The sequence below is a fragment of the Vibrio sp. 2017_1457_13 genome (genome assembly GCF_030851525.1).
Taxonomy (GTDB): Bacteria; Pseudomonadota; Gammaproteobacteria; order Enterobacterales; family Vibrionaceae; genus Vibrio; species Vibrio metschnikovii.
This window is the reverse complement of record NZ_VHTA01000009.1, coordinates 1-25,889: the sequence shown is the minus strand read 5'-3', so window position 1 is coordinate 25,889 and position 25,889 is coordinate 1. Positions and strand designations below refer to the sequence as shown.

Annotated in this window: 24 protein-coding genes, 1 tRNA gene, 2 rRNA genes and 1 other RNA gene; 14 read left to right on the top strand and 14 right to left on the bottom strand. The window is 44.3% G+C overall.

Going from position 1 to position 25,889, the window contains the following annotated elements; all coding sequences use genetic code 11:
- The first annotated feature begins 125 nt into the window (after positions 1-125).
- Positions 126-1,730 carry an L-aspartate oxidase gene (nadB, locus tag FKN88_RS13480; RefSeq protein ID WP_004394336.1) on the top strand — a complete coding sequence of 535 codons (1,605 nt, stop codon included), beginning with the start codon at positions 126-128 and terminating at the stop codon, positions 1,728-1,730.
- A 5-nt stretch (positions 1,731-1,735) separates the two neighbouring features.
- On the opposite strand, the gene FKN88_RS13475 is transcribed toward nadB, so the two are convergent.
- Both FKN88_RS13475 and FKN88_RS13470 read right to left on the bottom strand, forming a co-directional pair.
- The gene (locus FKN88_RS13475; protein ID WP_154170115.1) at positions 1,736-2,140 is read right to left on the bottom strand and encodes a protein YgfX; all 405 of its coding nucleotides are present in this window, start codon (positions 2,138-2,140) and stop codon (positions 1,736-1,738) included.
- Entirely contained in the window at positions 2,109-2,369 is a 261-nt protein-coding gene (locus tag FKN88_RS13470; protein ID WP_004394337.1) for a succinate dehydrogenase assembly factor 2, read from the bottom strand. Before FKN88_RS13470 ends, FKN88_RS13475 begins: the two co-directional genes overlap by 32 nt.
- Positions 2,370-2,516: 147 nt before the next feature.
- Here FKN88_RS13470 and ygfZ point away from each other — a divergent pair, with 147 nt between their 5' ends.
- From ygfZ to FKN88_RS13455, 3 genes are all read left to right on the top strand, one after another.
- A complete protein-coding gene (gene ygfZ / locus FKN88_RS13465; RefSeq protein ID WP_154170113.1) occupies positions 2,517-3,488 on the top strand; it encodes a tRNA-modifying protein YgfZ in 972 nt (323 codons plus the stop codon).
- Positions 3,481-3,957, top strand: coding sequence for an aminoacyl-tRNA deacylase (locus FKN88_RS13460; protein WP_154170111.1), 477 nt, complete (start codon positions 3,481-3,483; stop codon positions 3,955-3,957). The genes ygfZ and FKN88_RS13460 overlap by 8 nt, the downstream gene beginning before the upstream one ends.
- A gap of 559 nt (positions 3,958-4,516) precedes the next feature.
- Positions 4,517-4,723, top strand: a complete 207-nt coding sequence (locus FKN88_RS13455; protein ID WP_040903845.1) for a DUF1107 domain-containing protein — start codon at positions 4,517-4,519, stop codon at positions 4,721-4,723.
- Between the two features lie 101 nt (positions 4,724-4,824).
- Here the strand turns inward: FKN88_RS13455 and FKN88_RS13450 are convergent, their stop codons facing one another.
- The 3 genes from FKN88_RS13450 to FKN88_RS13440 are packed head-to-tail and all read right to left on the bottom strand — an operon-like array spanning position 4,825 to position 7,849.
- Positions 4,825-6,072 (bottom strand): FAD-dependent 2-octaprenylphenol hydroxylase, encoded by a 1,248-nt coding sequence (locus FKN88_RS13450; protein WP_154170734.1) that lies wholly within the window; start codon positions 6,070-6,072, stop codon positions 4,825-4,827.
- Positions 6,073-6,083: 11 nt separating this feature from the next.
- A complete protein-coding gene (gene ubiH / locus FKN88_RS13445) occupies positions 6,084-7,262 on the bottom strand; it encodes a 2-octaprenyl-6-methoxyphenyl hydroxylase (RefSeq protein WP_154170109.1) in 1,179 nt (392 codons plus the stop codon).
- Between the two features lie 11 nt (positions 7,263-7,273).
- Entirely contained in the window at positions 7,274-7,849 is a 576-nt protein-coding gene (locus tag FKN88_RS13440) for a YecA family protein (RefSeq protein WP_154170733.1), read from the bottom strand.
- A gap of 240 nt (positions 7,850-8,089) precedes the next feature.
- On the opposite strand from FKN88_RS13440, the gene zapA reads away from it, so the two are divergent.
- The 5 genes from zapA to serA all read left to right on the top strand — a co-directional run bounded on the left by zapA (position 8,090) and on the right by serA (position 11,583).
- On the top strand, positions 8,090-8,392 hold the full coding sequence (gene zapA, locus FKN88_RS13435; RefSeq protein ID WP_040903846.1) for a cell division protein ZapA: 303 nt from the start codon (positions 8,090-8,092) through the stop codon (positions 8,390-8,392).
- Between the two features lie 22 nt (positions 8,393-8,414).
- Positions 8,415-8,598: non-coding RNA, 6S RNA (gene ssrS, locus FKN88_RS13430), on the top strand.
- A 1-nt stretch (position 8,599) separates the two neighbouring features.
- Positions 8,600-9,190 (top strand): 5-formyltetrahydrofolate cyclo-ligase, encoded by a 591-nt coding sequence (locus tag FKN88_RS13425; RefSeq protein ID WP_154170107.1) that lies wholly within the window; start codon positions 8,600-8,602, stop codon positions 9,188-9,190.
- 163 nt (positions 9,191-9,353) lie between these two features.
- Positions 9,354-10,010, top strand: coding sequence for a ribose-5-phosphate isomerase RpiA (gene rpiA, locus FKN88_RS13420; RefSeq protein WP_004394347.1), 657 nt, complete (start codon positions 9,354-9,356; stop codon positions 10,008-10,010).
- A gap of 343 nt (positions 10,011-10,353) precedes the next feature.
- Positions 10,354-11,583 carry a phosphoglycerate dehydrogenase gene (serA, locus tag FKN88_RS13415; protein WP_004394348.1) on the top strand — a complete coding sequence of 410 codons (1,230 nt, stop codon included), beginning with the start codon at positions 10,354-10,356 and terminating at the stop codon, positions 11,581-11,583.
- A 58-nt stretch (positions 11,584-11,641) separates the two neighbouring features.
- Here serA and ilvN read toward each other — a convergent pair whose 3' ends face one another.
- From ilvN to FKN88_RS13385, 6 genes are all read right to left on the bottom strand, one after another.
- A complete protein-coding gene (ilvN, locus tag FKN88_RS13410) occupies positions 11,642-12,136 on the bottom strand; it encodes an acetolactate synthase small subunit (RefSeq protein ID WP_004394349.1) in 495 nt (164 codons plus the stop codon).
- A gap of 1 nt (position 12,137) precedes the next feature.
- Entirely contained in the window at positions 12,138-13,877 is a 1,740-nt protein-coding gene (locus tag FKN88_RS13405) for an acetolactate synthase 3 large subunit (RefSeq protein WP_154170105.1), read from the bottom strand.
- 517 nt (positions 13,878-14,394) lie between these two features.
- Positions 14,395-16,200: a long-chain fatty acid--CoA ligase gene (locus FKN88_RS13400; RefSeq protein WP_004394351.1), complete on the bottom strand. Its 1,806-nt coding sequence runs from the start codon at positions 16,198-16,200 to the stop codon at positions 14,395-14,397.
- 177 nt (positions 16,201-16,377) lie between these two features.
- A complete protein-coding gene (leuO, locus tag FKN88_RS13395) occupies positions 16,378-17,337 on the bottom strand; it encodes a transcriptional regulator LeuO (protein ID WP_004394352.1) in 960 nt (319 codons plus the stop codon).
- A 353-nt stretch (positions 17,338-17,690) separates the two neighbouring features.
- A complete protein-coding gene (locus FKN88_RS13390) occupies positions 17,691-18,737 on the bottom strand; it encodes an MJ1255/VC2487 family glycosyltransferase (RefSeq protein ID WP_154170103.1) in 1,047 nt (348 codons plus the stop codon).
- A complete protein-coding gene (locus tag FKN88_RS13385) occupies positions 18,734-19,270 on the bottom strand; it encodes a phosphatase PAP2 family protein (protein ID WP_158138906.1) in 537 nt (178 codons plus the stop codon). Before FKN88_RS13385 ends, FKN88_RS13390 begins: the two co-directional genes overlap by 4 nt.
- Before the next feature lie 449 nt (positions 19,271-19,719).
- Here FKN88_RS13385 and leuA point away from each other — a divergent pair, with 449 nt between their 5' ends.
- The 5 genes from leuA (at position 19,720) to FKN88_RS13360 (ending at position 25,425) form a co-directional block, all read left to right on the top strand.
- Positions 19,720-21,270, top strand: coding sequence for a 2-isopropylmalate synthase (gene leuA, locus FKN88_RS13380; protein WP_004394354.1), 1,551 nt, complete (start codon positions 19,720-19,722; stop codon positions 21,268-21,270).
- A 65-nt stretch (positions 21,271-21,335) separates the two neighbouring features.
- Positions 21,336-22,427, top strand: a complete 1,092-nt coding sequence (gene leuB / locus FKN88_RS13375) for a 3-isopropylmalate dehydrogenase (protein ID WP_154170099.1) — start codon at positions 21,336-21,338, stop codon at positions 22,425-22,427.
- A 63-nt stretch (positions 22,428-22,490) separates the two neighbouring features.
- On the top strand, positions 22,491-23,897 hold the full coding sequence (gene leuC, locus FKN88_RS13370; RefSeq protein WP_154170097.1) for a 3-isopropylmalate dehydratase large subunit: 1,407 nt from the start codon (positions 22,491-22,493) through the stop codon (positions 23,895-23,897).
- Positions 23,898-23,912: 15 nt separating this feature from the next.
- The gene (gene leuD / locus FKN88_RS13365) at positions 23,913-24,515 is read left to right on the top strand and encodes a 3-isopropylmalate dehydratase small subunit (protein WP_154170095.1); all 603 of its coding nucleotides are present in this window, start codon (positions 23,913-23,915) and stop codon (positions 24,513-24,515) included.
- 130 nt (positions 24,516-24,645) lie between these two features.
- Positions 24,646-25,425, top strand: a complete 780-nt coding sequence (locus FKN88_RS13360) for a DUF547 domain-containing protein (RefSeq protein ID WP_154170093.1) — start codon at positions 24,646-24,648, stop codon at positions 25,423-25,425.
- A gap of 41 nt (positions 25,426-25,466) precedes the next feature.
- On the opposite strand, the gene rrf (FKN88_RS13355) is transcribed toward FKN88_RS13360, so the two are convergent.
- The 3 genes from rrf (FKN88_RS13355) to rrf (FKN88_RS13345) all read right to left on the bottom strand — a co-directional run bounded on the left by rrf (FKN88_RS13355) (position 25,467) and on the right by rrf (FKN88_RS13345) (position 25,884).
- Positions 25,467-25,582 (bottom strand): 5S ribosomal RNA (gene rrf / locus FKN88_RS13355).
- A gap of 31 nt (positions 25,583-25,613) precedes the next feature.
- Positions 25,614-25,689 (bottom strand) — tRNA-Thr (locus FKN88_RS13350).
- 79 nt (positions 25,690-25,768) lie between these two features.
- Positions 25,769-25,884, bottom strand: a 5S ribosomal RNA gene (gene rrf / locus FKN88_RS13345).
- Between the last annotated feature and the right edge of the window lie 5 nt (positions 25,885-25,889).

Sequence of the window (25,889 nt, the reverse complement as noted above, 5' to 3'; positions counted from 1 at the left end):
GTATAGGCAGCAAGGTATAAAGATCTTAAAGGTTAGTCACGTTTACAACAAGTAAATACCTTGTCAGCTTTAGTTTAATTTCAAGTGGGCGTGTTCCACTTAAAATTCAGGAAGTAAACCATCTTATGAACGACTCTCGAGAACATCAATGCGACGTATTGATAGTAGGTAGTGGCGCGGCAGGCTTATCTTTAGCGCTGCAAGTAGCCGAGCACTGTCATGTAATTGTATTGAGCAAAGGACCTCGTAGTGAAGGGGCGACCTATTACGCACAAGGCGGTATTGCGGCGGTGTTTGACGAATCCGATAGTATCGAATCTCATGTGCAAGACACGCTGATCGCTGGCGCAGGGATCTGCGACCAAGAGACGGTACAATTTATCGCCGAGCATGCCAAAGCGTGTGTTCAGTGGCTTATCGATGGCGGCGTTCCTTTTGATAGAGAAGAGAACGATCCCGCGGGGCAGCCACGTTACCATTTAACCCGTGAAGGTGGTCATAGCCATCGACGTATTTTGCACGCCGCTGACGCCACCGGCATGGCGATGCAAACCTCGCTGCAAGATAATATTCTCCATCATCCTAATATTCGCCTGTTTGAGCGCTACAATGCGCTCGATTTGATCACCGAAGATAAAATTGGTGGCGATGCGGATAAAGTGGTCGGGGCTTATGTCTGGAATCGTAACGATGAACACGTTGAGACGATTCGAGCTAAATTTGTTGTGCTCGCGACCGGCGGAGCATCAAAGGTATATCAATACACCTCAAATCCAGACGTCTCTTCGGGAGATGGTATCGCAATGGCATGGCGCGCAGGTTGCCGAGTCGCCAATCTGGAATTTAACCAATTTCATCCGACGTGTTTGTATCATCCAGAGGCTCGTAATTTCCTGCTTACCGAAGCACTGCGCGGTGAAGGCGCTTATTTACGTCGCCCCGATGGCAGCCGCTTTATGACCGATTTTGATCCGCGGGCCGAACTAGCCCCACGGGATATCGTCGCTCGAGCCATCGACTATGAGATGAAACGCTTAGGCGCTGATTGTATGTATCTTGACATCAGCCATAAGCCTGCTGAGTTTATAGAGAAGCATTTTCCAACCATACATAGTCGACTGATGGATTTGGGCATTGATATGACCAAAGAACCGATCCCGATTGTCCCAGCGGCTCATTACACCTGTGGTGGTGTGGTTATCAATCAACAGGGCCAAACCGATCTTAAACAGTTGTATGCGATTGGTGAAGTCAGTTATACCGGTTTGCATGGTGCCAACCGCATGGCGTCTAACTCTTTGTTAGAGTGTGTGGTTTATGCTTGGTCTGCGGCGCAGGATATTTTACGTCAGCATCCTCAAGCCCAGATGCCGCCGTCACTGCCTCATTGGGATGAAAGTAAAGTGACTTGCTCGGATGAAGAAGTCGTCATTCAACACAATTGGCATGAACTCCGTCTATTTATGTGGGATTACATGGGCATTGTTCGTACCGATAAACGCTTAGCACGAGCTTTACGACGCATTCAGTTATTGCAGCAAGAAACCCATGAATACTACAGTCATTTCCGAGTATCCAATAACCTCCTTGAGCTGCGTAACTTATTGCAGGTCGCAGAGCTTATGGTCCGCTGTGCGATGCAACGCAAAGAGAGCCGAGGGTTACACTACACGTTAGACTATCCGCAACCACTAGAAAAGAGTGGCCCAACCATTCTCTCACCAAGATGATAGCATCAACGGGAGCCTGAGTGCTCCCGTTTTAAGCGCCCCAGCAACTGACGATAATCCGTTTCAGAACAGCTATCTCGCCATAAGAGTACTGATCGCTGTCGACCATAAAAACGAATGAATAATCCTCGATATAATAACGATACACCTTGGTAGGAAAACTCTTGGTCTGCCCATCGCAGCCGTCCGGAAAAATCAATCTCGATCTCTTCTGACAAGGTGACTGGCAGCCAATCTAATAAAGGCGTCTTTAACCAATAACACAGAATAACCACTGCGGCCACGAGAGGGATGGGTGAAATTAATAATGCCCATATCAGCAGTATCAACAGACACCACGCGGTAATATGGGCAAACAGGGAAGGAGTTAAAGCAAGCTTAACGGACTTTGCTGAGATTATAAGCGACAATCTTGTCTACCATGGCAGCGTGACCGAGATTTTCTGAGCGACCATGCCCCATGATCCAAGTAAAAAGATCCGGATCATCGCACTCAAGTAAAGAGACAAAATCTTGCTGTTCTGATTCACTCAAGGCTTCAAAACATTCCTCGAAAAAGGGCATGACAACCACATCAAGCTCTAACATGCCACGACGGCATGCCCATTTCACTCGTGCTTTCTCTTGCGTAGTGTACATCGACTTTCCTCACCTTAGGTAGATTTTCAGCAAGTGTAACAAGCAACCCTCAATACAACTAGTAGCTTAGTCACAGTCCCTATTCAAGCTGACAAAAAACTTGATCCAGATTAACATAGTGAAAATCATTTCAGTTAGGTGAAGGATATGAGCTGGAAAAATACATTTACCCCTCTTTTAGTGACCGCCAACGATCGATTGCCTGAATTGATGGTGACCCATCTCGAACAATGGGCCGCAATCTACGTTTCAGGCATCGACAGTAAACCTTACTTACAAGGACAGCTCACCTGTAATGTGGTTGCATTACCTGCACAACAAATGGTTTACGGCGCCCACTGCGACGCGAAAGGCAAAGTATGGAGCGCTTTTCGTTTATTTCATCATCGAGATGGCTACGCCATGTTCCAACCCGCTTCAGCGGTTGACGTCGAATTACGAGAACTCAAAAAGTACGCGATTTTTTCTAAAGTGACCATCGACCAAAGCCAAGATGTCGCTTTAGGCCTGATCGGGAAACAAGCTGAGCTGTGGCTCAACCAATTCAATGATTGTCGCGATGACGTACGCGTTTTAGAGCAAGGCACAGCGGTAAAAATCAGTGCTCAACGTTGGTTACTGTTAGTTAAGCCGGATTCTGTAGAAGCCTTACTGGAAAGCATGCCGGCCCAACGGGTCAACTCAGAGATCTGGACTCGTTTTGAGATTCAAGAAGCACTGCCGATCGTCACTCAAGACCAGCAAAATGAACATATCCCGCAAGCGTTAAACTTACAGGCTTTAGGTGGCATCAGTTTTAATAAAGGTTGCTATACCGGGCAAGAAACCGTAGCACGAGCCAAATATCGTGGGATCAACAAACGGGCTTTATGTCTGGTCGCCGGTGATATCCATCAGCCATTAAACGCCAATCAAAGCATAGAATTAGAGCGAGCAGTTGGTGATAACTGGCGTAGCGCTGGAGTGCTCATGGCTCATTACACCTTTACTGATCAGCGTGCCATCGGGCTTATCGTTCTGCCTAATAACCTAGAAGCTGATACTCTGTTACGCATCAAGTCTCAGCCAGAGACACGTTGGACACTGCAACCTTTACCTTATTCACTGGATAATGCTTAAACCACTTTCAACCCCAATCATCCGCTATCTAGAGCAACAAGGAATCGATCATCAGCTACTGCACCATCAGTCAGCCGCAATCAGCATCGAAGATACCGCACGTCAGCGCGGCATCCATCCTAGTCAAATGGTCAAATGTCTTTTATTGCGCGACATGAGTAACCGCTTAGCTTTAGCTTGTGTACCAGGTGATCGCTCTGTCGATCCTAAGCTAGTTCGCAAAATATTGGATTGGCGAAGAATGACTTGTGTCGACCGATCTCAAGTTGAAGCGTTAACAGGCTATACGATAGGGACCGTCACTCCATTATGCTTGAGCCTATCGCTGCCGATTATTTTTGATTATTCATTAATGCAACACACGCTGGTAACCATCAGCAGTGGCTCAGCGTATGCTGGGATAGCGTTAGCACTGAATGACTTAGTGAAATTATGCCAACCTCAATTTGCAGATATTGTTCGCGATTAGCGCTATTCATGGTCAAAATAGTGTGATCACACCTAAATTATTCAGTGTATCCACGTGAATATTAAATCACTTTTCAATCATAAATAGTTAATGGTGTAATTTTCAGTTACCCTAATTTTACTGATGAAGGTCAGTCCGTTCACTTGATATCAAAGTACCGATTAAGTGTTCAGTAGCATCGTCAGTAAAAAGTGATTAGCAGGGTTTGCCTGTAACTCGCTTTGTGTGTAATGCATCTGTGATTATTTAGCCCGCAACCTTGCGGGCGTTTTTTACAAAAAAATCACTCACCTATCACTCGTTTTTATTTTCTTCCGCTATTCTTATTACTGTCATATTCATTTGGCTCAATAGGTGCCACAAAAAAATCATTACTGCTGTCGATACCTAAACCATGGTCTATCCTATCGCCAAATGATCATCAACCGAAACGGGATAGGTAGTACGGCAAATTATTAAACTCGTCAGTCAATGCAGTAAGTATAGCTGCCTTCATCACACTATTTTTCTGTGATTTAACTTATACTTACTAATATGGAAACAAAGAAAGGATCGAAATATGAGACTGTTTAAGCGCTATACACCCAGTATGATTGCTAAGCACGTAAGTCGTCTTTTTAAAGGAAGAATCTATATCTACGGTGTCGGTCGATTTGAGTTTGACCATGGAAAACTGATTTTACCTGAACGTGCTGAACAACGACATTTCCAGACCGTCAATGAGGTCAACCAAGAAATCCGTCGCTTACGTTGTGCTTACGCTTAATTCCCTCATTACCTCATTCATAAAAAAAGGGTTGGCTTTAAGGCCAACCCTTTTTTTATGCGTCATCGACACGCGAAACTCTGGTTCAGCGAACCGCTCCGCTAGCGACATGGGTTGTGATCACGGTGATGATCCGCATTAAAGCACTGGGCAATTTTAGGTAGTTCACCTTTTAAACCAAGCGCATGCATCATCATCATCTGTTTCCCCCCGGGAAGCTGACCCGCCAAATGCATGCCCATACCACGCAGCCATTTCTTAGCCGGATGACTCCCGGAAAATAATTCTTTAAAACCTTGCATACTAGCAAGCATTTTGGCGGCTTCTGCTTTACGCCAACGTTCGTAAGGTCGTAAATGGCGATGATGGCCAATATCAAATCCTTGCTGCCAAGTGATCAGTATATGCTCAGCTAAACTTGCCGCATCAAGTAGCCCCAAATTAGCGCCCTGCCCAGCAAGAGGATGAATCGTATGCGCCGCATCACCCACTAACGCGATACGCGGTCTAGCAAAATCACGAGCATAACGCGCCGTCAAAGGAATCACATGTCGTATTCCGACGACTTCACATCGCCCAAGACGAGCGTCAAACTCAACCGTCAGTGCTTTATTAAATTCCAGATCATCTAGCGCCATCAATCGCTGCGCACGACTCGATTCAGTTGACCACACAATCGAACTCATGTGCTCTTCACTCATCGGCAAAAAGGCTAACGGCCCTTGGGGAGTGAAAATTTGTCGAGCCATCGCCTGATGCGCCAGTTCAGTGCGCACGTTAGCAACCAAAGCATGATGCCCGTAATCCCAATACGTTAAGGGGATATCGACTTGGCGACGCACCCAAGAGTGAGCACCATCCGCCCCCACGACCAGTTTCGCGGTCAACGCTTGGCCATCACTGAGAGTTAGCCACGCTTCATTCTCACCAATAGCCAATTGTTGGCAATTGGCTGGCATATATAAACTGACATTGGCTTGTTTTTTTACTTCATCCAGCAGTGCCAACTGAATGACTCTATTTTCAACAATATGCCCAAGGTTGGGCTGGGTAATCTGCTGCGCAGAAAACGCTATCTGAGCGAAGCTATCTTGCTCCCACACTTCCATACCCAAGTATGGTGTCGCTCGACGAGCGAGGATCCCCGACCACACGCCAAGGTTTTTCAATACCGTTTCACTCGCGCGGCTCAAAGCAGACACTCGAACATCTGGCAAAGCATCAAGCTGAGTGTCGGGGGCTTTACTTTCAATGATCGCGATTCTCAAATCGGAATCTTTTAGCGCTGCCGCAAGTGTTAACCCAACCATACCGCCACCGACGATGGCAATATCCACACTTTGCATCATATTCATTACCTTTATCCTAAAGTGCGATTGAGCAAGGGGGTTTTTAGCAAGGGAAGCATTTCCATCGCCATTAATCCCAGGTTACGTCCCACTCGTAATGTCAGCCAATCATTAGAAAATAGATGAACTAATGTCGACGTTAATTGAATCGTTGCTTGACGATCCGTTTCACGGCGCTGACGAAACGTCGCTAATTGGCGATAGTCCCCCATCAACCGGGTATCTTCTTCGCTAAGCACTTGCGCCAGTGTGGCAATATCTCGGATCCCCAAATTAAAACCTTGCCCGGCAATCGGATGCAGCGTTTGCGCCGCATTACCAATGGTGACAAATCGATGCGCGATAGTCTGGGGATGATAACGTAGGAGTAATGGGTAAGTAGAACGCTGTCCAACCTGTAAAAATCGCCCCAAACGCCAACCAAACGTCGCTTGTAATTGGGTAAGAAACTCACTGTCTGAGACATGCTGCATCCGTTCAGCTTGCTCGGCAGATAAGCACCAGACTAACGATAAACGATTGTCACTCATGGGTAATAGCGCTAAAGGCCCAGATGAAGTAAAACGTTCAAAGGCTCGTCCCTGATGTGCCTGATCAGAAAGTACATTGGCAATTAAGGCCACCTGTTCAAAATCATGCTCTTGGCGAACGAATCCTATTTGGGAACTGGATGTCGACAGCGCACCATCGGCGGCAACTAATAACTTCCCTGTAATTATCTGCTGATCAGATAAGGTCACGCTAACCTGTTCTGACGTCCGCTCAACATGCTCAACGCTAAGCGGACAATAGTAAGTTATATTATCGCAGGCGTTAATTTTCTCAGCGTACTGTTGACCGACTTTAGACAGTTCGACCACATACCCTAAAGCGTCTAAACCAAGCTGCGCGGAATCGAAGTTAACCATCCCAGCATGAGAGCGGTCAGAAACGTGGATCTGGGAGATGGGTGTTGCAAAAGGATATAGGCTATCCCACACCCCCCAGCTTTTTAATAATTCTACCGTACCATGAGCCAATGCAATCGAGCGAGAATCAAACCCAGGATGTGCATGATGGTCCGTTTGAAACGGTTCGATGATGGCGATCGATAGAGGTTGCTGACTTAACGCGTTCAGCGCTAACGCCAATGTCGACCCCGCCATTGCACCACCAGCAATAATCACATCAAAAGATTGCACCTCTCTCACAGCTTCCTCACTTAATGCACAATAGGTTTGGTATCAGGATTCACGGTTCCTTTGAACTCGATGTACAACATAAACACACACGCTTTGATATGTTCAATCACATGCTCAAGTAACTGTGCTTGCTGATCGAGATCATCTTCTTCATCAATACCTAATTTTGCGATCTCTTCTAAATCTTGCAGTGCTTCTTTGGCATGCGAGGACAAACCGGACATCGTAACGGCCATTAAACCCAGTCCAGAAATGAAGTGATTAACCCAATCAGCGACGCCATCCGCAAACTGAAATAAGGCATTCGTATCATCGGTGATCGGTACCAATAAGGTTAACTTAAAATCGTCACTGGCGAGCTCGGCTTGAGTCGCTAACAGTAACTGTTTCGCTTTTTCTAATGCGCTCGTCGGCCAGCCCATGCCATCATTGGTATAATCAAAAAGCAGCGGCTGCCAGCTTTGATCGTTCAAAGTTAAGCCTCCGGCTAACATCCCTGCGATCAAACCATGCAGTTCAGCTGGATTTATCGCTAACGATGCCGCTTGGAGTTCGCTGGCTAGTTGGTTATAACTGGGAAACGTTGTATCGCTCATGGTCACTTCATCATGGTAAATAATTGCCATCCTATCACTTCAAGGTCATCGGGAAAATCCTCAGTGTAGGGTTTGTGCTTCGCTTTAACGCAAATTGGTTAATAAGTCGGTGTTTGCTTTACCAATTACTATTTATCCACGTGAAAAGCTTGAATCTTGTGACCACTTTACCTATAGTTTGCCCCTCGATGGTTGCTCAGATAGAATCATCATTAGTTACGCGAATAGAGTTCACTTATCATGAGTAATCAAGCGGTTGACGTTGAAATTTTAGGCAAAACAACGCGTGTCAATTGTCCCTCTGGACAAGAAGCATCGTTAATACGTGCCGCACAAGATCTCGATCAACGATTGAAAGATATGGCTGAACGTACTAAGGTAACTAATGAGGTTAAGCTACTTACCATTGCCGCTCTCAATATCTGCTATGAGCTACAAACGGAACGGCAAAAGCAGAATGAACAACAGCAACAAATCAGTGAGCGAGTGGAAGAGCTGACTGCATCGCTACAAGCAGTACTCAATAAAGTACCACACGGATAGTGTTATTTTTATCTGCACAAGTTTTACCCTGGAGTGTTTGTCAGAGGATGTACGTCCCTGAGCCGATAAGCAACACATAAGGGTTGGTACTTGGTCACTATTGAGCAGGCTCGGCTTGTACCGAGAAGCCTACGGTAGCCATTGCTAATCCGCCTTGAACCAGCTGGTTCAAGGGCCACAGTCCTCAACGGCACTCTGGGGTTCCTAATGTTACACACCCGTCAACAGCTGCGTGGATTGATTCGTCAACGACGCAATCAACTGTCTCAGGCCGAGCAGCAACAAGCCAGTCAAGCCTTAATCCAACGCTTTATCGAGCTTCCTGAAGCGCAAACAAGCCAACATATTGCCCTATATCTGGCTACTGATGGCGAATTAAATACTCAACCTCTGATTGAACGGTTATGGGCCCAAGGTAAATATGTTTATCTACCGGTATTGCACCCATTTTCTCCCGGTCACCTTCTTTTTTTACGTTATCAACCGACCACGCCCATGGTGCGTAATCGTTTTGCGATTCTTGAGCCGCGACTCAATCAACAGCTGATTCAACCACTGAAACAGCTGGATCTGATTTGCACCCCGTTAGTGGCCTTTGATGCTCATGGTCAACGCTTAGGGATGGGCGGAGGATATTATGATCGCACTCTCGCTAATTGGTTTGTAACTGGGCAAGGAGCCACACCGATTGGTCTTGCGCATGACTGCCAATATCTAGAGCAATTACCTCACGAAAGTTGGGATGTCCCATTACCTAAAATCGTCACTCCCACCCGACTTTGGCAGTGGAAAGCGTGATCAGCGTAGACATAAACGACTCGATAGTTGCCTTCTCTCAGTACAGCTGAACACCATTTGAGTATATAATCTCGCCCTTATTCCCCCTTTATGGTTAATGTATTGGCAGGGTTACTTGTTCAATACCAATCAACATTCAATGACTCACAATCAGGAGATAGGCATGACTCAAGATGAAATGAAAAAAGCCGCCGGCTGGGCTGCACTTAACTATGTCAAAAAAGGCAGTATTGTTGGTGTCGGTACAGGCTCAACTGTTAATCACTTCATCGATGCCTTAGGCTCTATTAAGGATGATATTCAAGGCGCAGTCTCGAGCTCATTGGCTTCAACAGAAAAACTCCAAGCACTTGGTATCAAAGTTTATGACTGTAATGACATTGAAGCATTAGATGTTTACGTGGATGGGGCTGATGAAATCAACGCTCAACGCGAAATGATTAAGGGCGGTGGTGCGGCCTTAACGCGAGAAAAAATTGTTGCAGCGATTGCTAAACAATTTATCTGTATCGTCGATGGCAGCAAAGCCGTTCCCGTGCTAGGGAAATTTCCACTGCCAGTTGAAGTTATCCCAATGGCACGTAGCTACGTTAGCCGTGAATTAAGCAAATTGGGCGGAAAACCTGTCTATCGTGAAGGGGTGATTACTGATAACGGTAATATTATTTTGGATGTGCACGATCTGCACATTACTCAAGCCAAAGCGCTGGAAGATAAAATTAACTCGATTACCGGTGTCGTGACCAATGGTTTATTTGCTCATCGTGGTGCCGATGTGGTGATCACGGGAACTGAGCAAGGTGCCAAAATCGAAGAATAAGATTGAGAAAATCACCACCTTTTTGGTTATTTGATTACAAACGGCACCTTGAGTGCCGTTTTTATTGCTTTTCATTAAAGAATATTCTCGCTTATTCCGTAATTTTCTTACCCAAACCGGAAAATATTTGTTAGTTTATTGGAGCAAAGACACACAAGGAAAACGTTTGCGTTGAATAAAACAAGTCCAATAATTGACGTTTGATACCCAAACCATTTGAAAAATAGCTCTATGACCGATTTATCACGCAATCATCAACGACGTGAAGCGGTGACTTCAAACGGAATGGGGATACTTGTGGTTCACTCAATAAGCCCATTTCCCATATTTAAGGACGAGTATCATGGCCAAAGTTTCACTAGAAAAAGATAAAATTAAAATCTTACTGCTGGAAGGATTACACCCTTCAACCGTCGAAGTTTTACAAGCTGCTGGTTACAGCAATATTGAATATCACAAAGGTTCGCTCGAAGAAGCCGAGCTACTGGAAGCCGTCAAAGACGTCCATTTTATCGGTATTCGCTCGCGAACCAATCTCACCGAGTCGGTGATTAACGCCGCTAATAAGCTGGTTGCTATCGGTTGTTTTTGTATTGGTACCAACCAAGTTAATTTAAAGGCCGCAGCCCAACGTGGTATTCCGGTATTTAATGCTCCCTTTTCTAACACACGCAGTGTGGCCGAATTGGTTTTAGGCGAAATCCTCTTGTTGTTGCGCGGTATTCCAGAGAAAAATGCTTTGGCTCATCGTGGCATCTGGAAAAAAAGTGCCGACAATTCCTATGAAGCGCGCGGTAAACGCTTAGGGATTATTGGTTATGGTCATATTGGTACTCAGCTCGGAATTATTGCTGAAAACCTCGGTATGCATGTCTATTTCTATGACATTGAGAATAAACTCTCTTTGGGCAATGCCACTCAAGTACATACCATGAGTGAGCTACTCAATAAGTGTGATGTTATCTCTTTGCATGTCCCAGAAACGCCGGAAACCAAAAATATGATGGGCGTAGAAGAGTTCGCCCGCATGAAACCAGGCGCTATATTTATCAACGCTGCTCGGGGTACCGTGGTTGATATTCCGGCACTGTGTGGCGCTCTTGAATCTGGCCATATTGCCGGAGCCGCGATTGATGTTTTCCCAACGGAGCCGGCGTCAAACAAAGAACGCTTTGAGTCACCACTCACTGCATTTGATAATGTCCTTCTTACCCCACACGTTGGCGGTTCAACTCAAGAAGCGCAAGAAAACATTGGTATCGAAGTCGCTGGTAAGCTCACCAAATACTCAGATAACGGCTCAACCCTATCGAGTGTTAACTTCCCTGAAGTATCACTACCTCAGCATCGTGATTGTTCTCGTTTATTGCATATCCATGAGAATCGCCCCGGTATCCTAACCCAAATCAACACCATTTTTGCCCAAGATGGGATCAATATTGCCGCGCAATATTTACAAACTAGCGCCAATATTGGCTATGTGGTTATCGATGTCGAAACGGCACGCTCCGAAGAAGCCTTAATCAAGCTTAAGGCTATTGATGGCACCATTCGTGCGCGTATTCTTCATTAATCGAACCATACAACGAAAAAAACCAGCCGAGGCTGGTTTTTTTCGTTTTTAGCTTGCCTTAACCGCGCAGCGCTCGCTCGCCACGAGTCATGCCAACCACACCGCTTCGCGCCACTTCAATCACTTCCGTGACTTCGGTGATCGCCGCGATAAAGGCGTCCAATTTATCGCTGGTTCCGGTTAATTGAACCGTATATTGCGCAGCAGTCACATCAACAATCTGACCACGAAAGATATCAGCCGTGCGCTTAACTTCAGCCCGAGCAAAACCGCTGGCTTTGACTTTAACCAACATCAATTCACGCTCGATATGCTCAAACTCCGAGACTTCTTGCACTTTCAAAACATCGATCAATTTATGCAGTTGCTTTTGAATCTGCTCTAACTGCATCTGATCCGATTTCGTGGTGATGTTCAAACGCGACAATGTCGCATCATCCGTGGGCGAGACGTTTAACGTTTCAATGTTATAACCACGCTGAGAGAACAAGCCAACCACACGAGAAAGCGCACCAGGCTGGTTTTCCAACAGTAAGGAAATGATATATCTCATTTTAGGTTCTCTCCGTTCTGCTTAACCACATTTTATCCATGCCTTCACCCTTAATTTGCATTGGGTAAACATGCTCGGTCTCATCAACGTTAATATCAACAAACACTAAACGATCTTTCATCGCGAGCGCTTTAGCCAGTCCTGATTCCAGTTCATCAGGGGATGAAATGCGCATCCCAACATGGCCATACGCTTCCGCTATCGCGGCAAAATCAGGGACTGAACTCATGTAAGAGTTAGAGTAGCGGCCTTGATAAATAATATCTTGCCACTGTTTGACCATGCCTAAAAAACGGTTATTGAGGTTGATGATCTTGACCGGAATACCATACTGCAATGCGGTAGAAAGCTCTTGGATATTCATTTGAATACTGCCATCACCCGTCACCACCACCACTTCTTCCTCTGGAAGCGCAAACTTAACACCAAGCGCCGCGGGTAAACCAAACCCCATCGTGCCAAGACCACCAGAGTTAATCCAGCGACGCGGCTTATCAAATGGATAGTAAAGCGCAGCAAACATTTGATGCTGACCAACATCAGAGGCTACATAAGCATTGCCTTCGGTAAGCCGAAATAAGCTTTCGATCACTTGCTGAGGTTTGATACGTTCGGCAGAAGTTTCATAGCGTAAACATTGACGCTCTCGCCACTGCTCTATCTCTTGCCACCACAAGGCTAATGCTTGATGATCATTAGCTTCTTCTTGCTCGTGCAATAATTTGAGCATGGTCGTTAAAACTTGTTCAGCTGAGCCGACGATCGGTAAATCAACTTTGACATTTTTTGAGATAGAAGATGGATCAATATCGATATGCATGATCTTGGCATTAGGACAATATTTTTCCAAATTATTCGTCGTACGATCATCAAACCGAACTCCGACCCCAAAAATTAAATCCGCATGATGCATCGCCATATTGGCTTCATACAAACCATGCATACCCAACATGCCTAAACTATTTTTATGGGTACCAGGAAAAGCGCCCAATCCCATCAATGTACTGACCACAGGAAGATTGAGCTGTTCGGCTAAGGCTCTGATAGGTTTATCGGCTTGTGAAATGATCGCCCCACCACCGATATACAGTACCGGTTTTTTAGCAGCGAGCAGCGCTTTCAAGGCTTTTTTAATCTGCCCTTTATGACCAGCAGTCGTTGGGTTATAGGAGCGTAGATGGATAGAATCTGGGTATTGATAGGGTAATTTAACCAAAGGGTTCATTACATCTTTGGGAATATCAATCACCACAGGACCAGGACGTCCAGTGGCAGCGATGTAAAACGCTTTTTTGATCGTTTCTGGGATATCTTGCGCTTTTTTAACTAAAAAACTGTGTTTTACAATCGGCCTTGACACACCAACAATGTCACACTCCTGAAAAGCATCATTACCAATTAAATTGGTGGCAACGTTACCAGAGATAACAATCATTGGAATGGAATCCATATACGCGGTGGCAATACCGGTGATGGTATTGGTCGCACCAGGTCCAGAGCAGACCAATACCACTCCCGTCTTTCCTGTGGCTCGAGCATAACCATCCGCCATGTGCGTGGCGGCTTGTTCGTGCCGAACCAATACATGCTTAATTTGATCAGCTTTGAGATGTAATGCATCGTAAATATCTAATACGGAACCACCGGGATAGCCAAAAATCTGCTCCACCCCTTCTTCTATCAGCGATTGCACGACCATTTCAGCGCCAGATAACATCGCTCTATTGGGTAATTCTACCATTTTCTTCTCCTTGACCAATCTTCTACACCGGGTCAGTGCATAAAGCTGGTTTTACATAGTCTAGGGCTTATTTGTAGCCTGATGTGGAAGCCTTCCGCTTTCCGCTATGTCCCGCACCGGTCATAACAAGTGCTAAGGTAACGCAACAACTGTAACGGTTTATTTTCATTAGGTCTAATGGCATAAAACGCCAGCAAACAATAAGATAAGGTAAATAAATGTATAAAAGGCGCTCAATGTTGAATTTATCATCATACACAGAGTAGAGAGGCAGAAAGGGGATAAAAAACAGAGTAATATTTTGTTACGTTAGTCCATCGGTCTCTTCTTGATGCAGCAATACATCCAGACTCACACGCGAACGCCACGCAAGATGGTTTGAGGCACTAGAAAACGTAGTCAATCAAAATACAGTGGCTATAAGCTATCATTACTTCCGCCCCTGTCATCGAGCGATCGGGGCGGAGAACATTCTGGCTTAACGGATAATCATATCGCGTGACAAGCGTTCGAGAATTTACTCTTTTGATTTATCACGATACATGTCTTCAATTTCGTGTTGATAGCGATCATTAATCACTTTACGACGTAGTTTCTGGGTTGGGGTTAATTCACCTTCATCCATAGAAAAGGCTTTAGGCAGCAGTTTAAACTGTTTTACCTGCTCAAATTTAGCCAAGCCTTGTTGTAAATCATGAACTCGTTTTTCGAACATTTCCAACACTTGGCTATGTTTGATCAGTTCAAGACGATCGTGATACTTAATATTTAATTCTTTCGCGTAGCTCTCCAGTGTATCAAAACACGGAACAATCAATGCAGAAACAAACTTACGCGTATCAGCGATTACGGCAATTTGTTCAATAAAATGATCTTTGCCTATCGTGCCTTCAACAAGCTGAGGTGCAATGTATTTACCATTCGAGGTTTTCATTAACTCTTTAATGCGATCGGTAATAAAAACGTTACCGTATTCATCAATATGTCCAGCATCACCAGTTTTTAAAAAGCCTTGTTCATCAAAACTATTCGCGGTTTCTTGCGGCATTTTGTAATAACCACGCATCACCATCGGCCCGCGAACCAAAATTTCATTATTTTCACCAATTTTAAGCTGCACATTCGGCATACTGATACCAATAGAATCAGGATTAAACTGGTGATCGTTCCAACAAGAGACGGTGGCAGTGGTTTCCGTCATGCCATAACCCAATTTGACATTGATGCCAATCGCATGGAAAAAGCGTCCGATCGTTTCATCCAATTTTGCGCCACCACATGGCATAAAATGGATTCGTCCGCCCAATAAAGCTCTTAACTTAACCAACACCAATTTATCCGCAAGCTGATAGCTACGCACTAACAACCATGACGGTTGACGATTCTCTTGACGACATAAGGCCATTTTGGCTCCCATGTTGACCGCCCAAGTAAACAAAGCTTTGCGATGAAATGGCGCTTTCGCGACTTTTTCATGGATAGCAGAGAAAATCTTTTCGTAAAAACGCGGTACAGCACACATCACCGTAGGGCGCACCTCACTCAATGCCTCACGGACTTGAGATACCTCTTGCAAATAAACGTTGGTCGCTCCTTTATACAGAACATAACAACTCCACGCGCGCTCAAAGACATGCGAAAGTGGTAAGAAACACAAAGAGATGTCCTGATCAGAAAGAGTTAACCGTTGATCATGCCCTTCTAATTGAGCACCAATGTTACGATAATCAAGCATCACCCCTTTAGGTTGTCCGGTCGTGCCTGATGTATAAATTAGGGTATAAAGATCATCATAGTTAGCCTTTGCGATACGTGCCGATAGCTCAGCTTGCTGAGCAGTAGAACCTTGAGCAATAAAATCACTCCAAGTAAAAGCATGGCAAAAACCCTGTAAATCAATGTCATCACTCATGGCGATGATCAATTGTAAGGTCTCACATTGTTCAAAAATAGCGAGAGCCACATCATACTGTGCTTGCTCACCGACAAATAATACTTTGGCATCTGCGTTGTGCAAAATATAAGCACACTGCTCTGGTGTATTGGTGGGGTAAATCGGCACCGTCACCAATCTTGCTTGCAAGGCAGCAAAATCGGCAATTGTCCATCGTGGCATGTTGGGGGAACAAATTGCGACTTTATCTTGAACATCCAAACCTAACGATAATAATGCTAAGGACAGTTGATCCATTTGTTGACCAAATTGATGCCAAGTAATGTCCTGCCACGCTTTATCCACTTTATGCTGTAATGCAATACGATTGCCACCGCGCGAAATTTGCTCACGAATACAGTTAACGATATGAAAATCTAAATTGACCATGTCTCTTACCTATGGCTTACACTTGTAAGCTATTTTTTGAGCGAACAAGTGTACATTTAACCGTTCAAAAGACAATGGTACGGTATCAAACTTTTACGAAAAGATTGTCTCTTAAAACAAAAAGAACTTCAGGTTAAGGCTTTCCCTAACCTGAAGTTCACGCCACGCCAATATTATTTACGACAAGGCAACGACATTGCCACAAGTCATCATTAATTGGTCACGTAACCAAATATGGCCTTTGTCTTTTTCACTTGATTCGTGCCAGCTTAAATAACCGCTGATACTTGCATGATCAAATGGAAAATCTAGAATTTGCAACTGCTCTTTATTCGCTGCGTGTTCAACGACCCAACGTGGAGCAATCGTCACAAGTTCAGATTGACCAACGACATAAAGTACATTGCTCAAGCTGGTTCCTTCGTAGTTTGCTTGGCAATCTAATTCACGATATGCCTGCTCAGAAAAACTGCGTTGACCATGAACTTTTGACAGCTTAGCGTGTTGTTCACTCGCCAGTAACTCACGAGTGATCGATCCTTGAATTCGTGGATGAGATTTGGCAGCGACCACCACTAACTCATCTTGGAATATTTCGGTACTGGAAAAACCTTGTTCATCAAATCGAGCGTAGTCAATAACAAAATCAATCTCTTGATAACGCATGCGCTCAGCTAATTGACGATCAAACTCCGCATCAAGATGCAATTGAACGTGAGGCGCTTGCTCATGAATGGTCGCCATAATTTGCGGTGCAAAACGAATATCACAAGGGCTACAAATCGCTAGTTTGAATAAACGAGTCGAGGTCAGAGGAGAAAACACCGAGCTTGGTAATTCATTACGAATTAACTGTAATGCTTGGCGAATCGGGCCAAATAACTGACGAGCACGTGGTGTGGGTTGAATCCCTCGTCCTTGGCGCATAAACAGTTCGTCATTAAACATCACTTTTAAACGCGCAACCGCATTGCTCACTGCAGGTTGAGACATGCCTAAATTATGGGCAGCTCGAGTAATATTTTGCTCTTGCATCACCGCATCGAACACAGTGAGTAAATTTAAATCAACGCTACGCAGAGTGCTTTCCATACGGTAACTAGCAATTGCGCTCATTGGATCTTTTTTGTTAAGCATAAAGTACGCCTCTTTTTTTATTATCATCTACCTCAATTTTCACCGCAATGAGTGGTAACCCATCTCAAGCAAAAAAAGAATGCAGAAGTATTTATTACCCAGATAATTTCTGGTGAGACCTACTATCAACGATTCATTTAACTAATAGCAATAGGATTGAGAAAAAGTCAGTAAATTTTACCATAAGCAAATAAACCACCTTTAATTTCAATTGGTTAGTTTTTTATAAAAAAAGATAAAGTTTATTTTCCGGTGTTTTTTATAAAACATTGACCTCGCGAATACTTTAAGACGTAAACAAAAACTAATATTCACACAACAAATATCATTCGATGTAAGAATAATTTAGTGAATTAATTTAACGCGGCATAATTAGGGAAATCGACTTGCTTCCAAAGCTGTTGTGATAATTCCGAGTGACAAGCCCAGTTTCCGTTAAGCAACCAGTCAACGATTGCCCCCGCCACATCGGGGTAATGTACGCGCTCAATGTCTTGTTCATTCAGCCATTCACTGATCACAAAAGCATCCAATGAGTTCATGCTCGCTGCAAGTCCAAGCAACTCTAAAGTGGCCACATTGCTTTGTTGTTCAAATTGACCGATTAATGGCTTTAACAGGAGCTTTTTTCCTAACGACAAGGCTTCAGAAGGTAATTCAAACCCACCATTAGCGATAACACCTGAACAACGGTGTAAATCAATCTGAAATGATTGGTGAGACAATGGCTTTAAATGCAGATTATCAACTTGCAGGCTCTGCTCAATCGCTGGGTGATAGCAGATAAAAGATTGGTGAGTAAAACGGGTCAATAATTCACACACTTGTTCCAAGTCTTCAAAAGGCAAATAAACCAAGATAAATCCCTGATTAGTAATCGATTGATTTGACGAATGAATGATCGGCGGCAAAATAGGCTGATTGAAGTGGTACCAATGCAAAGCGAGATAATAATTAGCCGGAGAAAAATGCTGCATGATCGATTTGTCCAACCAACTGGCTCCTTTAATAGGTACTGAATAACGAAACGCATTCTGGTGACTTAAGCTAATAGACGTAATCCCTTGTTGTTTCGCCGCCCAAGCCGTCACTGGTTCAAAATCGTTGATCACTAAATCATAGCCACTTAAATCAAGGTTTGTTACCTCTTGGTAATATCGTCCAAGACGATTCGCGCAAAGCGTCTTTAAGTAACTCACCTTTCCTCGCTGAGAAATAAAAGTCAAACCATGCCGTGTCTGATAATGACCAAAACACTCCATCGAAAAATAGTGTTGGGCATCTCGACCAGAAAACAAGAAGTCGACTTCGATATGACGTTGCTTAAAGGCATTGCTCATCGCGCGTGCACGAGCAATATGCCCATTTCCCGTTCCTTGGACACCATAAAGTATTTTCATAATAATGCCCCCTCGAGAATAATCATCGCTATCACAGCCGAGCCATACCCCAACAACGCACCAGCGACGACATCTGTAAAAAAATGAACGCCTAATACAATACGCGAACTACCGATCAATCCTGCCCAAATCAGAGCAGCAGGATAAAGGCTCGGGTAAAACTGCCCTATCAATGTTGCCATTAAAAAAGCGGCGGCGGTGTGGCCTGAGGGTAAGCTGTAACGATCAGAGGGAGTAATAGAGGCGGTAAAACAAGGCGAATAGTCTTGTGGTCTACGTCGCTGAACCGCATTTTTCACCACCCAATAAACCGGTAATTCGATGGCAAAAGCCGCCATACCAATAATGAGAAATTGACTACCATGATTCCTATCAAGCCCCCAAGCCAATAAGCCTAATATTAAATAAAGATGGCCATCTCCCGTATGAGAGACCGCCTTACTTACATTCGTTAAGGATGAAGTCGCTTGATGTCGTAAACAATAGGTCGATAAAGCTAAATCTAACTTAATCAGTGGTTCAATGGTGCGCATGCTCTATTCCTTGCTTAATCTACTCAATGTTTATTGAGCATAGGTAAGGCAAATGACAACACCGTGATCCTTTGTTTGAAAATAGATGACAGACCGACCTCACTCTAATCGCTTAATATCACCGTTAATCAATAAAAATAGATTTAGGGGTTGACGAGTTCAGTGGAGTGCGGTACTAATTTGTTAACTTAATCGTGTGGAATGTTAATAATGATATTACGTATTTCTCTTCTGCTAGGCCTACTTCTGATCGTGAACCAATCGCGCGGGTAGCTTGTGGAAGAAAAATAACACACTGATTACATAGAACCCGCACAGAGATGCGGGTTTTTTTATATCAATATTCAGGAAGTCAACCAGAAACCATCGGCTTAATCCAGTGCTAAGACCCCAAGAACATCAGTCTAGCTAAATTAAACCGACAGGCACAACACTATCAGGGAGCAAACATGAGTGATCAGGTCATTATCTTCGATACCACATTACGTGATGGCGAACAGGCGTTATCAGCGAGTCTAACCGTCAAAGAAAAGCTACAAATCGCTTATGCTCTTGAGCGCTTAGGCGTTGATATAATCGAAGCCGGATTTCCTGTCTCCTCTCCTGGTGATTTTGAATCGGTCCAAACCATTGCTAAACACATCAAAAATAGCCGAGTCTGTGCCCTTTCGCGTGCCGTTGCGAAAGATATCGATGCTGCCGCCGAAGCATTAAAAGTCGCCGACGCTTTTCGTATTCACACCTTCATTTCAACATCCACGATTCACGTACAAGATAAATTGCGCCGCAGTTACGATGATGTGGTGGACATGGCGGTACAAGCCGTCAAACATGCCAGAAACTATACCGATGACGTCGAATTTTCCTGTGAAGATGCTGGACGCACTCCCATAGATAACCTTTGTCGCATGGTAGAAGCAGCGATCAATGCTGGAGCACGTACCATTAATATTCCCGATACGGTTGGCTATACCGTACCTAGCGAGTTTGGTGGCATCATTCAAACCTTATTTAATCGTGTTCCCAACATCGACAAGGCGATAATTTCCGTTCATTGTCATGATGACTTAGGCATGTCGGTTGCCAACTCGATTGCAGCGGTTCAAGCCGGTGCAAGGCAGATAGAAGGCACGATCAATGGTATCGGTGAACGTGCTGGTAACTGTGCCCTAGAAGAAATCGCCATGATATTGAAAACTCGTCACGACCTATTAGGCGTTAAAACCAATATTCGTCATGAAGAAATCAGTCGGACAAGTAAATTAGTCAGCCAACTGTGTAATATGCCTATCCAAAGCAATAAAGCGATTGTTGGAGCGAATGCATTTAGCCACTCATCGGGTATTCATCAAGATGGGGTATTAAAAAATAAGAATACCTACGAAATCATTACCCCTGAATCTATTGGTTTGAAAAACCAAGCGCTGAATTTGACCAGTCGTAGTGGTCGGGCGGCCGTGAAAAGTCATATGGAATCGATGGGCTATCATGAACATGAGTATAATTTAGATGCGTTATATGAAGACTTCCTCAAATTGGCTGATCGTAAAGGTCAGGTATTCGACTACGACTTAGAAGCCTTAATGCACTTTTCGAATTTACGTGAAGAAGACGATTTCTATAAGTTGAATTATCTTAGTGTGCAATCTGGCAGTGTCATGGCCACCACCACAATTAAACTTAAGTGTGGTGATGAAGAACATTGCGAAGCCGCCGTCGGTAATGGTCCGGTTGATGCGCTCTATCAATGTATTTATCGTCTCACAGGTTATGACATCGTCTTGGATAAATTCGATTTAACCGCAAAAGGCGAAGGAGAGGATGGCCTTGGCCAAGCCGACATTATTGCCAACTATAAAAATAGAAAATACCACGGCACAGGGGTTTCTACGGATATCGTTGAAGCATCAGGTCAAGCACTACTGCATGTGATCAATAGCATTCATCGTGCAAACCAGATTGACCAAATTAAACAAAAGAAAAACGTCGTCACGGTATAAATCCCGCAACGACGGATTCGCAAACACAGATCAATAAAAATTAGACAAATAGATAAAGGACGACCATGACAGACAAACACTACCGCATTGCTGTTTTACCCGGTGATGGAATTGGACCAGAAGTAATGCAACAAGCCGAAAAAGTGCTTGATGCTATTGAACAAAAGTACTCATTCACCTTTAGCCGCGAATATCATGATGTCGGCGGAATTGCCATTGATAATCATGGATGCCCATTACCCCAAAGCACCTTAGATGCCTGTGAAGAAGCTGATGCGGTACTTTTTGGTTCTGTTGGCGGCCCCCAATGGGAGCATCTGCCACCAAACGAACAACCAGAGCGTGGTGCATTACTGCCTTTACGTAAACATTTCCAGCTATTTTGTAATTTGCGCCCTGCACAAATTCATCCTGGATTAGAGAGCTTTTCACCTTTGCGTGCCGATATTTCTGAGCGAGGCTTTGATATTGTGGTCGTTCGTGAGCTGACTGGCGGTATTTATTTTGGACAGCCGAAAGGACGTGAAGGAGAAGGCGCGAATGAAAAAGCCTTTGATACTGAGGTTTATCATCGTTATGAAATCGAACGTATCGCAAAAATTGCTTTTGAATCGGCTCGCTTACGTCGTAAAAAAGTCTGTTCGGTAGATAAAGCTAACGTTTTACAAAGCTCTATTTTATGGCGTGAGGTGGTTGAACAGGTAGCTCAAGACTACCCAGATATTGAACTTTCTCATCTCTATATAGATAACGCGACTATGCAACTTATCAAAGATCCTGCTCAGTTTGATGTGATGTTGTGCTCGAATATTTTTGGCGACATCATCTCCGATGAGTGTGCAATGATCACCGGTTCAATGGGGATGCTGCCTTCTGCAAGCCTGAATGAGAGTAACTTTGGCCTTTATGAACCAGCCGGTGGATCAGCACCGGATATTGCCGGTAAAAATATTGCCAATCCCGTAGCACAAATTCTTTCTGCTGCATTAATGTTACGTTATAGCTTAGGTGAAGAACAAGCAGCACAAGATATTGAAAATGCCGTATCAAAAGCACTATCCGCCGGAGAACTGACAGCGGATCTTGCAGGCAACAAACCGGCACTCTCTACCTCAGAAATGGGCGATAAAATCGCTGGTTATATTTTACACTCATAATAAGTCGTGCTCGGTTAACGATACGAGCACACTATGCAGCTCAAAGAGCTCAAGGAAGAAGCAATGTCATCAGCAAAAACGTTATATGAAAAAATTTATGATGCGCATGTGGTGGTTGCCGCCCCCGGTGAAACGCCTATTTTGTACATCGATCGCCATTTGGTCCATGAAGTAACCTCACCACAAGCCTTTGATGGATTAAGAGAAAAAGGTCGTCCAGTACGCCAAGTCAGCAAAACCTTCGCGACCATGGACCACAACGTCTCTACCACCACCAAAGATATTAATGCGTCAGGGGAAATGGCGCGGATTCAAATGGAAACCCTCTCAAAAAACTGCGCTGAATTTGGGGTAACTCTCTACGATTTAAACCATAAATATCAAGGCATTGTCCATGTTATGGGCCCAGAACTTGGTATCACGCTACCTGGCATGACGATTGTTTGTGGGGATTCACACACCGCGACACATGGCGCTTTTGGCTCACTCGCGTTTGGTATTGGTACCTCTGAAGTTGAACATGTATTAGCAACCCAAACCTTGAAGCAAGGCCGTGCTAAGACAATGAAAATCGAAGTACGAGGTAAAGTGGCTCCTGGCATCACCGCCAAAGATATTGTTCTAGCAATCATCGGCAAAACAACCGCTGCCGGAGGTACTGGTTATGTCGTAGAATTCTGTGGTGAAGCAATTCGTGATCTTTCTATGGAAGGACGCATGACCGTGTGTAACATGGCGATTGAATTAGGGGCAAAGGCAGGACTGATCGCTCCTGATGAAACAACCTTTAATTATATTAAACAACGTAAATTCGCACCGAAAGGCGCTGATTTTGATGCCGCTGTCGAGTATTGGAAAACACTGACGACCGATCCCAATGCACAATACGATGCAATCGTCACTTTAGATGCCTCAGAAATAAAACCACAAATCACTTGGGGAACCAATCCAGGACAGGTTATCGCTGTTGATGACGTAATCCCATCACCAGAGAGCTTTAGTGATCCGGTCGAAAAAACATCCGCTGAAAAAGCGCTGGCTTATATGGGCTTAGAAGCAGGCCGCTCACTATCTGAATACAAAGTCGATAAAGTATTTGTTGGATCGTGTACTAATTCACGAATCGAAGACATTCGTGCTGCCGCAGCCGTTGCAAAAGGTAAAAAAGTCGCCCCTCATGTACAAGCATTGATAGTCCCTGGCTCCGAGCAAGTAAAAGCACAAGCTGAAGCAGAAGGTCTCGATAAAATCTTCCTCGATGCAGGGTTTGAATGGCGTTTACCCGGCTGTTCGATGTGTCTCGCAATGAATAATGACCGCTTAGGGCCAGAAGAGCGTTGTGCTTCGACATCCAATCGAAACTTTGAAGGCAGACAAGGGCGAGCGGGAAGAACTCACTTAGTCAGCCCTGCGATGGCAGCCGCCGCAGCGATTGCCGGACACTTTGTCGACATTCGTCAATTTAGCTAATAAGGAGCAAGTGATATGTCAGGTTTTCAACAACACACTGGTTTAGCTGTTGCTCTTGATGCAGCCAATATTGATACTGATGCGATTATCCCAAAGCAGTTTTTGCAAAAGGTCAATCGTATCGGCTTTGGACAACACCTCTTCCATGATTGGCGGTTTTTAGATGATGCAGGATTAACCCCTAACCCTGATTTTGTCATGAATCAACCGCGTTATCAGGGAGCGAGCATCTTACTCGCACGTGAAAACTTTGGTTGTGGTTCGTCAAGAGAACACGCCCCTTGGGCACTCGCTGATTACGGGATAAAAGTCATCATTGCTCCAAGCTTTGCCGATATTTTTTATGGTAATGCAATAAATAATCAGATGCTCCCTGTCCGCTTATCCGATCATGAGGTAGAGGAGCTGTTTCACTATGTTCAGAACACACCAGGAGCAACGATTGACGTCGATTTGCAAACGCTCAATGTCGTCGCCAACAACAAAACCTACTGCTTTGAAATCGATGATTTTCGTCGACACTGCTTACTCAATGGATTAGACAATATTGGTTTAACGCTGCAACATGAAGCTGAAATCGCCGAATATGAAGCCAAGATACCGCATTTTCTAGCTTAAATCCGACAACTAAAATTAGGGCTGATCATACAGCCCTAATTTTATTGTTCAATATCCATGGCTATCTTCGAATATCACCGACACTATTTTCCAACATCATCCTACTTATTTCACTTTCATCAAGGAACCTATGAAATTTTTACTATCACTCTTATCCTTGTCCTGGTCATTATCGATTAGTGCTGCGCCTAAATCAGAATTATGGGATTTTTGGAATCAAAGTAATGAAGCTAATACACAAGAGGTATCTCATCAAGCATGGCAACAACTTCTCGATCGCTATCTTTCTCAACAAGGTATGCACACCCTTTTCGATTACGCCAATGTAGAAATCTCCGACCGAGAAAAATTACAGACTTATATTAACCAATTGGCAAGATTGGATCCGAGAACATTAAACAAGCAGCAGCAATATGCTTACTGGATAAACTTGTACAACGCCTTAACCGTTAATATCATTCTTGAGCACTATCCAGTCTCGTCAATCACTAAAATTGGAGGGTGGTTTCGGTTTGGTCCTTGGAACCTACCATTATTAGAGATCGCCAGTCAAAAACTCACTCTTAATGATATTGAACATCGAATTTTAAGACCAATATGGCAAGATCCTAGAATTCACTACGTCGTTAATTGTGCTAGTCTCGGTTGCCCAAACCTGCAAAGTGAAGCCTTTACGGCGCAGAATATCGATCGATTACTTGAGAAATCTACCCATGAATTTATCAACAGCGAGAAAGGTGCCAAGATAACCAAAGACCAGCTTATTCTATCTTCCATCTATCAATGGTATGCCGATGATTTTGGTTCTCAAGCAGAGTTGATGGCTCATCTTTCGCTGTATCGTCCAGAACTTACCACCTATCGTGGAACAATCCGTTATGAGTATGACTGGCGACTAAATAGCAAATAGCAAAAAGCCTCTGTATTGCTACAGAGGCTTTTTAAATGAGTACCTGGCGATGTTCTACTCTCACATGGGGAGACCCCACACTACCATCGACGCTGTTTCGTTTCACTTCTGAGTTCGGCATGGAATCAGGTGGGTCCAAAACGCTATGGTCGCCAAGTGAATTTTTATAGCTAATGCTATTGAATCACTGGTGCTGATACCCAGAATCGAACTGGGGACCTCATCCTTACCAAGGATGCGCTCTACCGCCTGAGCTATATCAGCAGATCTATTTTTAAACTGCTAGTCCGCTTATTATCAGCGCTAGAGTGACTTCTTCTCGTAAGAAGAAGTAGAAATTAAAGCCTGGCGATGTTCTACTCTCACATGGGGAGACCCCACACTACCATCGACGCTGTTTCGTTTCACTTCTGAGTTCGGCATGGAGTCAGGTGGGTCCAAAACGCTATGGTCGCCAAGCAAAT

Excerpts from the sequence above, each read along its gene's own strand:
- nadB (WP_004394336.1), top strand. The coding sequence starts at position 126 with ATGAACGACTCTCGAGAACATCAATGCGACGTATTGATAGTAGGTAGT.
- FKN88_RS13470 (WP_004394337.1), bottom strand. The coding sequence starts at position 2,369 with ATGTACACTACGCAAGAGAAAGCACGAGTGAAATGGGCATGCCGTCGT.
- ygfZ (WP_154170113.1), top strand. The coding sequence starts at position 2,517 with ATGAGCTGGAAAAATACATTTACCCCTCTTTTAGTGACCGCCAACGAT.
- FKN88_RS13460 (WP_154170111.1), top strand. The coding sequence starts at position 3,481 with ATGCTTAAACCACTTTCAACCCCAATCATCCGCTATCTAGAGCAACAA.
- FKN88_RS13455 (WP_040903845.1), top strand. The coding sequence starts at position 4,517 with ATGAGACTGTTTAAGCGCTATACACCCAGTATGATTGCTAAGCACGTA.
- FKN88_RS13450 (WP_154170734.1), bottom strand. The coding sequence starts at position 6,072 with ATGATGCAAAGTGTGGATATTGCCATCGTCGGTGGCGGTATGGTTGGG.
- FKN88_RS13440 (WP_154170733.1), bottom strand. The coding sequence starts at position 7,849 with ATGAGCGATACAACGTTTCCCAGTTATAACCAACTAGCCAGCGAACTC.
- zapA (WP_040903846.1), top strand. The coding sequence starts at position 8,090 with ATGAGTAATCAAGCGGTTGACGTTGAAATTTTAGGCAAAACAACGCGT.
- FKN88_RS13425 (WP_154170107.1), top strand. The coding sequence starts at position 8,600 with ATGTTACACACCCGTCAACAGCTGCGTGGATTGATTCGTCAACGACGC.
- rpiA (WP_004394347.1), top strand. The coding sequence starts at position 9,354 with ATGACTCAAGATGAAATGAAAAAAGCCGCCGGCTGGGCTGCACTTAAC.
- serA (WP_004394348.1), top strand. The coding sequence starts at position 10,354 with ATGGCCAAAGTTTCACTAGAAAAAGATAAAATTAAAATCTTACTGCTG.
- ilvN (WP_004394349.1), bottom strand. The coding sequence starts at position 12,136 with ATGAGATATATCATTTCCTTACTGTTGGAAAACCAGCCTGGTGCGCTT.
- FKN88_RS13405 (WP_154170105.1), bottom strand. The coding sequence starts at position 13,877 with ATGGTAGAATTACCCAATAGAGCGATGTTATCTGGCGCTGAAATGGTC.
- FKN88_RS13400 (WP_004394351.1), bottom strand. The coding sequence starts at position 16,200 with ATGGTCAATTTAGATTTTCATATCGTTAACTGTATTCGTGAGCAAATT.
- leuO (WP_004394352.1), bottom strand. The coding sequence starts at position 17,337 with ATGCTTAACAAAAAAGATCCAATGAGCGCAATTGCTAGTTACCGTATG.
- FKN88_RS13390 (WP_154170103.1), bottom strand. The coding sequence starts at position 18,737 with ATGAAAATACTTTATGGTGTCCAAGGAACGGGAAATGGGCATATTGCT.
- FKN88_RS13385 (WP_158138906.1), bottom strand. The coding sequence starts at position 19,270 with ATGCGCACCATTGAACCACTGATTAAGTTAGATTTAGCTTTATCGACC.
- leuA (WP_004394354.1), top strand. The coding sequence starts at position 19,720 with ATGAGTGATCAGGTCATTATCTTCGATACCACATTACGTGATGGCGAA.
- leuB (WP_154170099.1), top strand. The coding sequence starts at position 21,336 with ATGACAGACAAACACTACCGCATTGCTGTTTTACCCGGTGATGGAATT.
- leuC (WP_154170097.1), top strand. The coding sequence starts at position 22,491 with ATGTCATCAGCAAAAACGTTATATGAAAAAATTTATGATGCGCATGTG.
- leuD (WP_154170095.1), top strand. The coding sequence starts at position 23,913 with ATGTCAGGTTTTCAACAACACACTGGTTTAGCTGTTGCTCTTGATGCA.
- FKN88_RS13360 (WP_154170093.1), top strand. The coding sequence starts at position 24,646 with ATGAAATTTTTACTATCACTCTTATCCTTGTCCTGGTCATTATCGATT.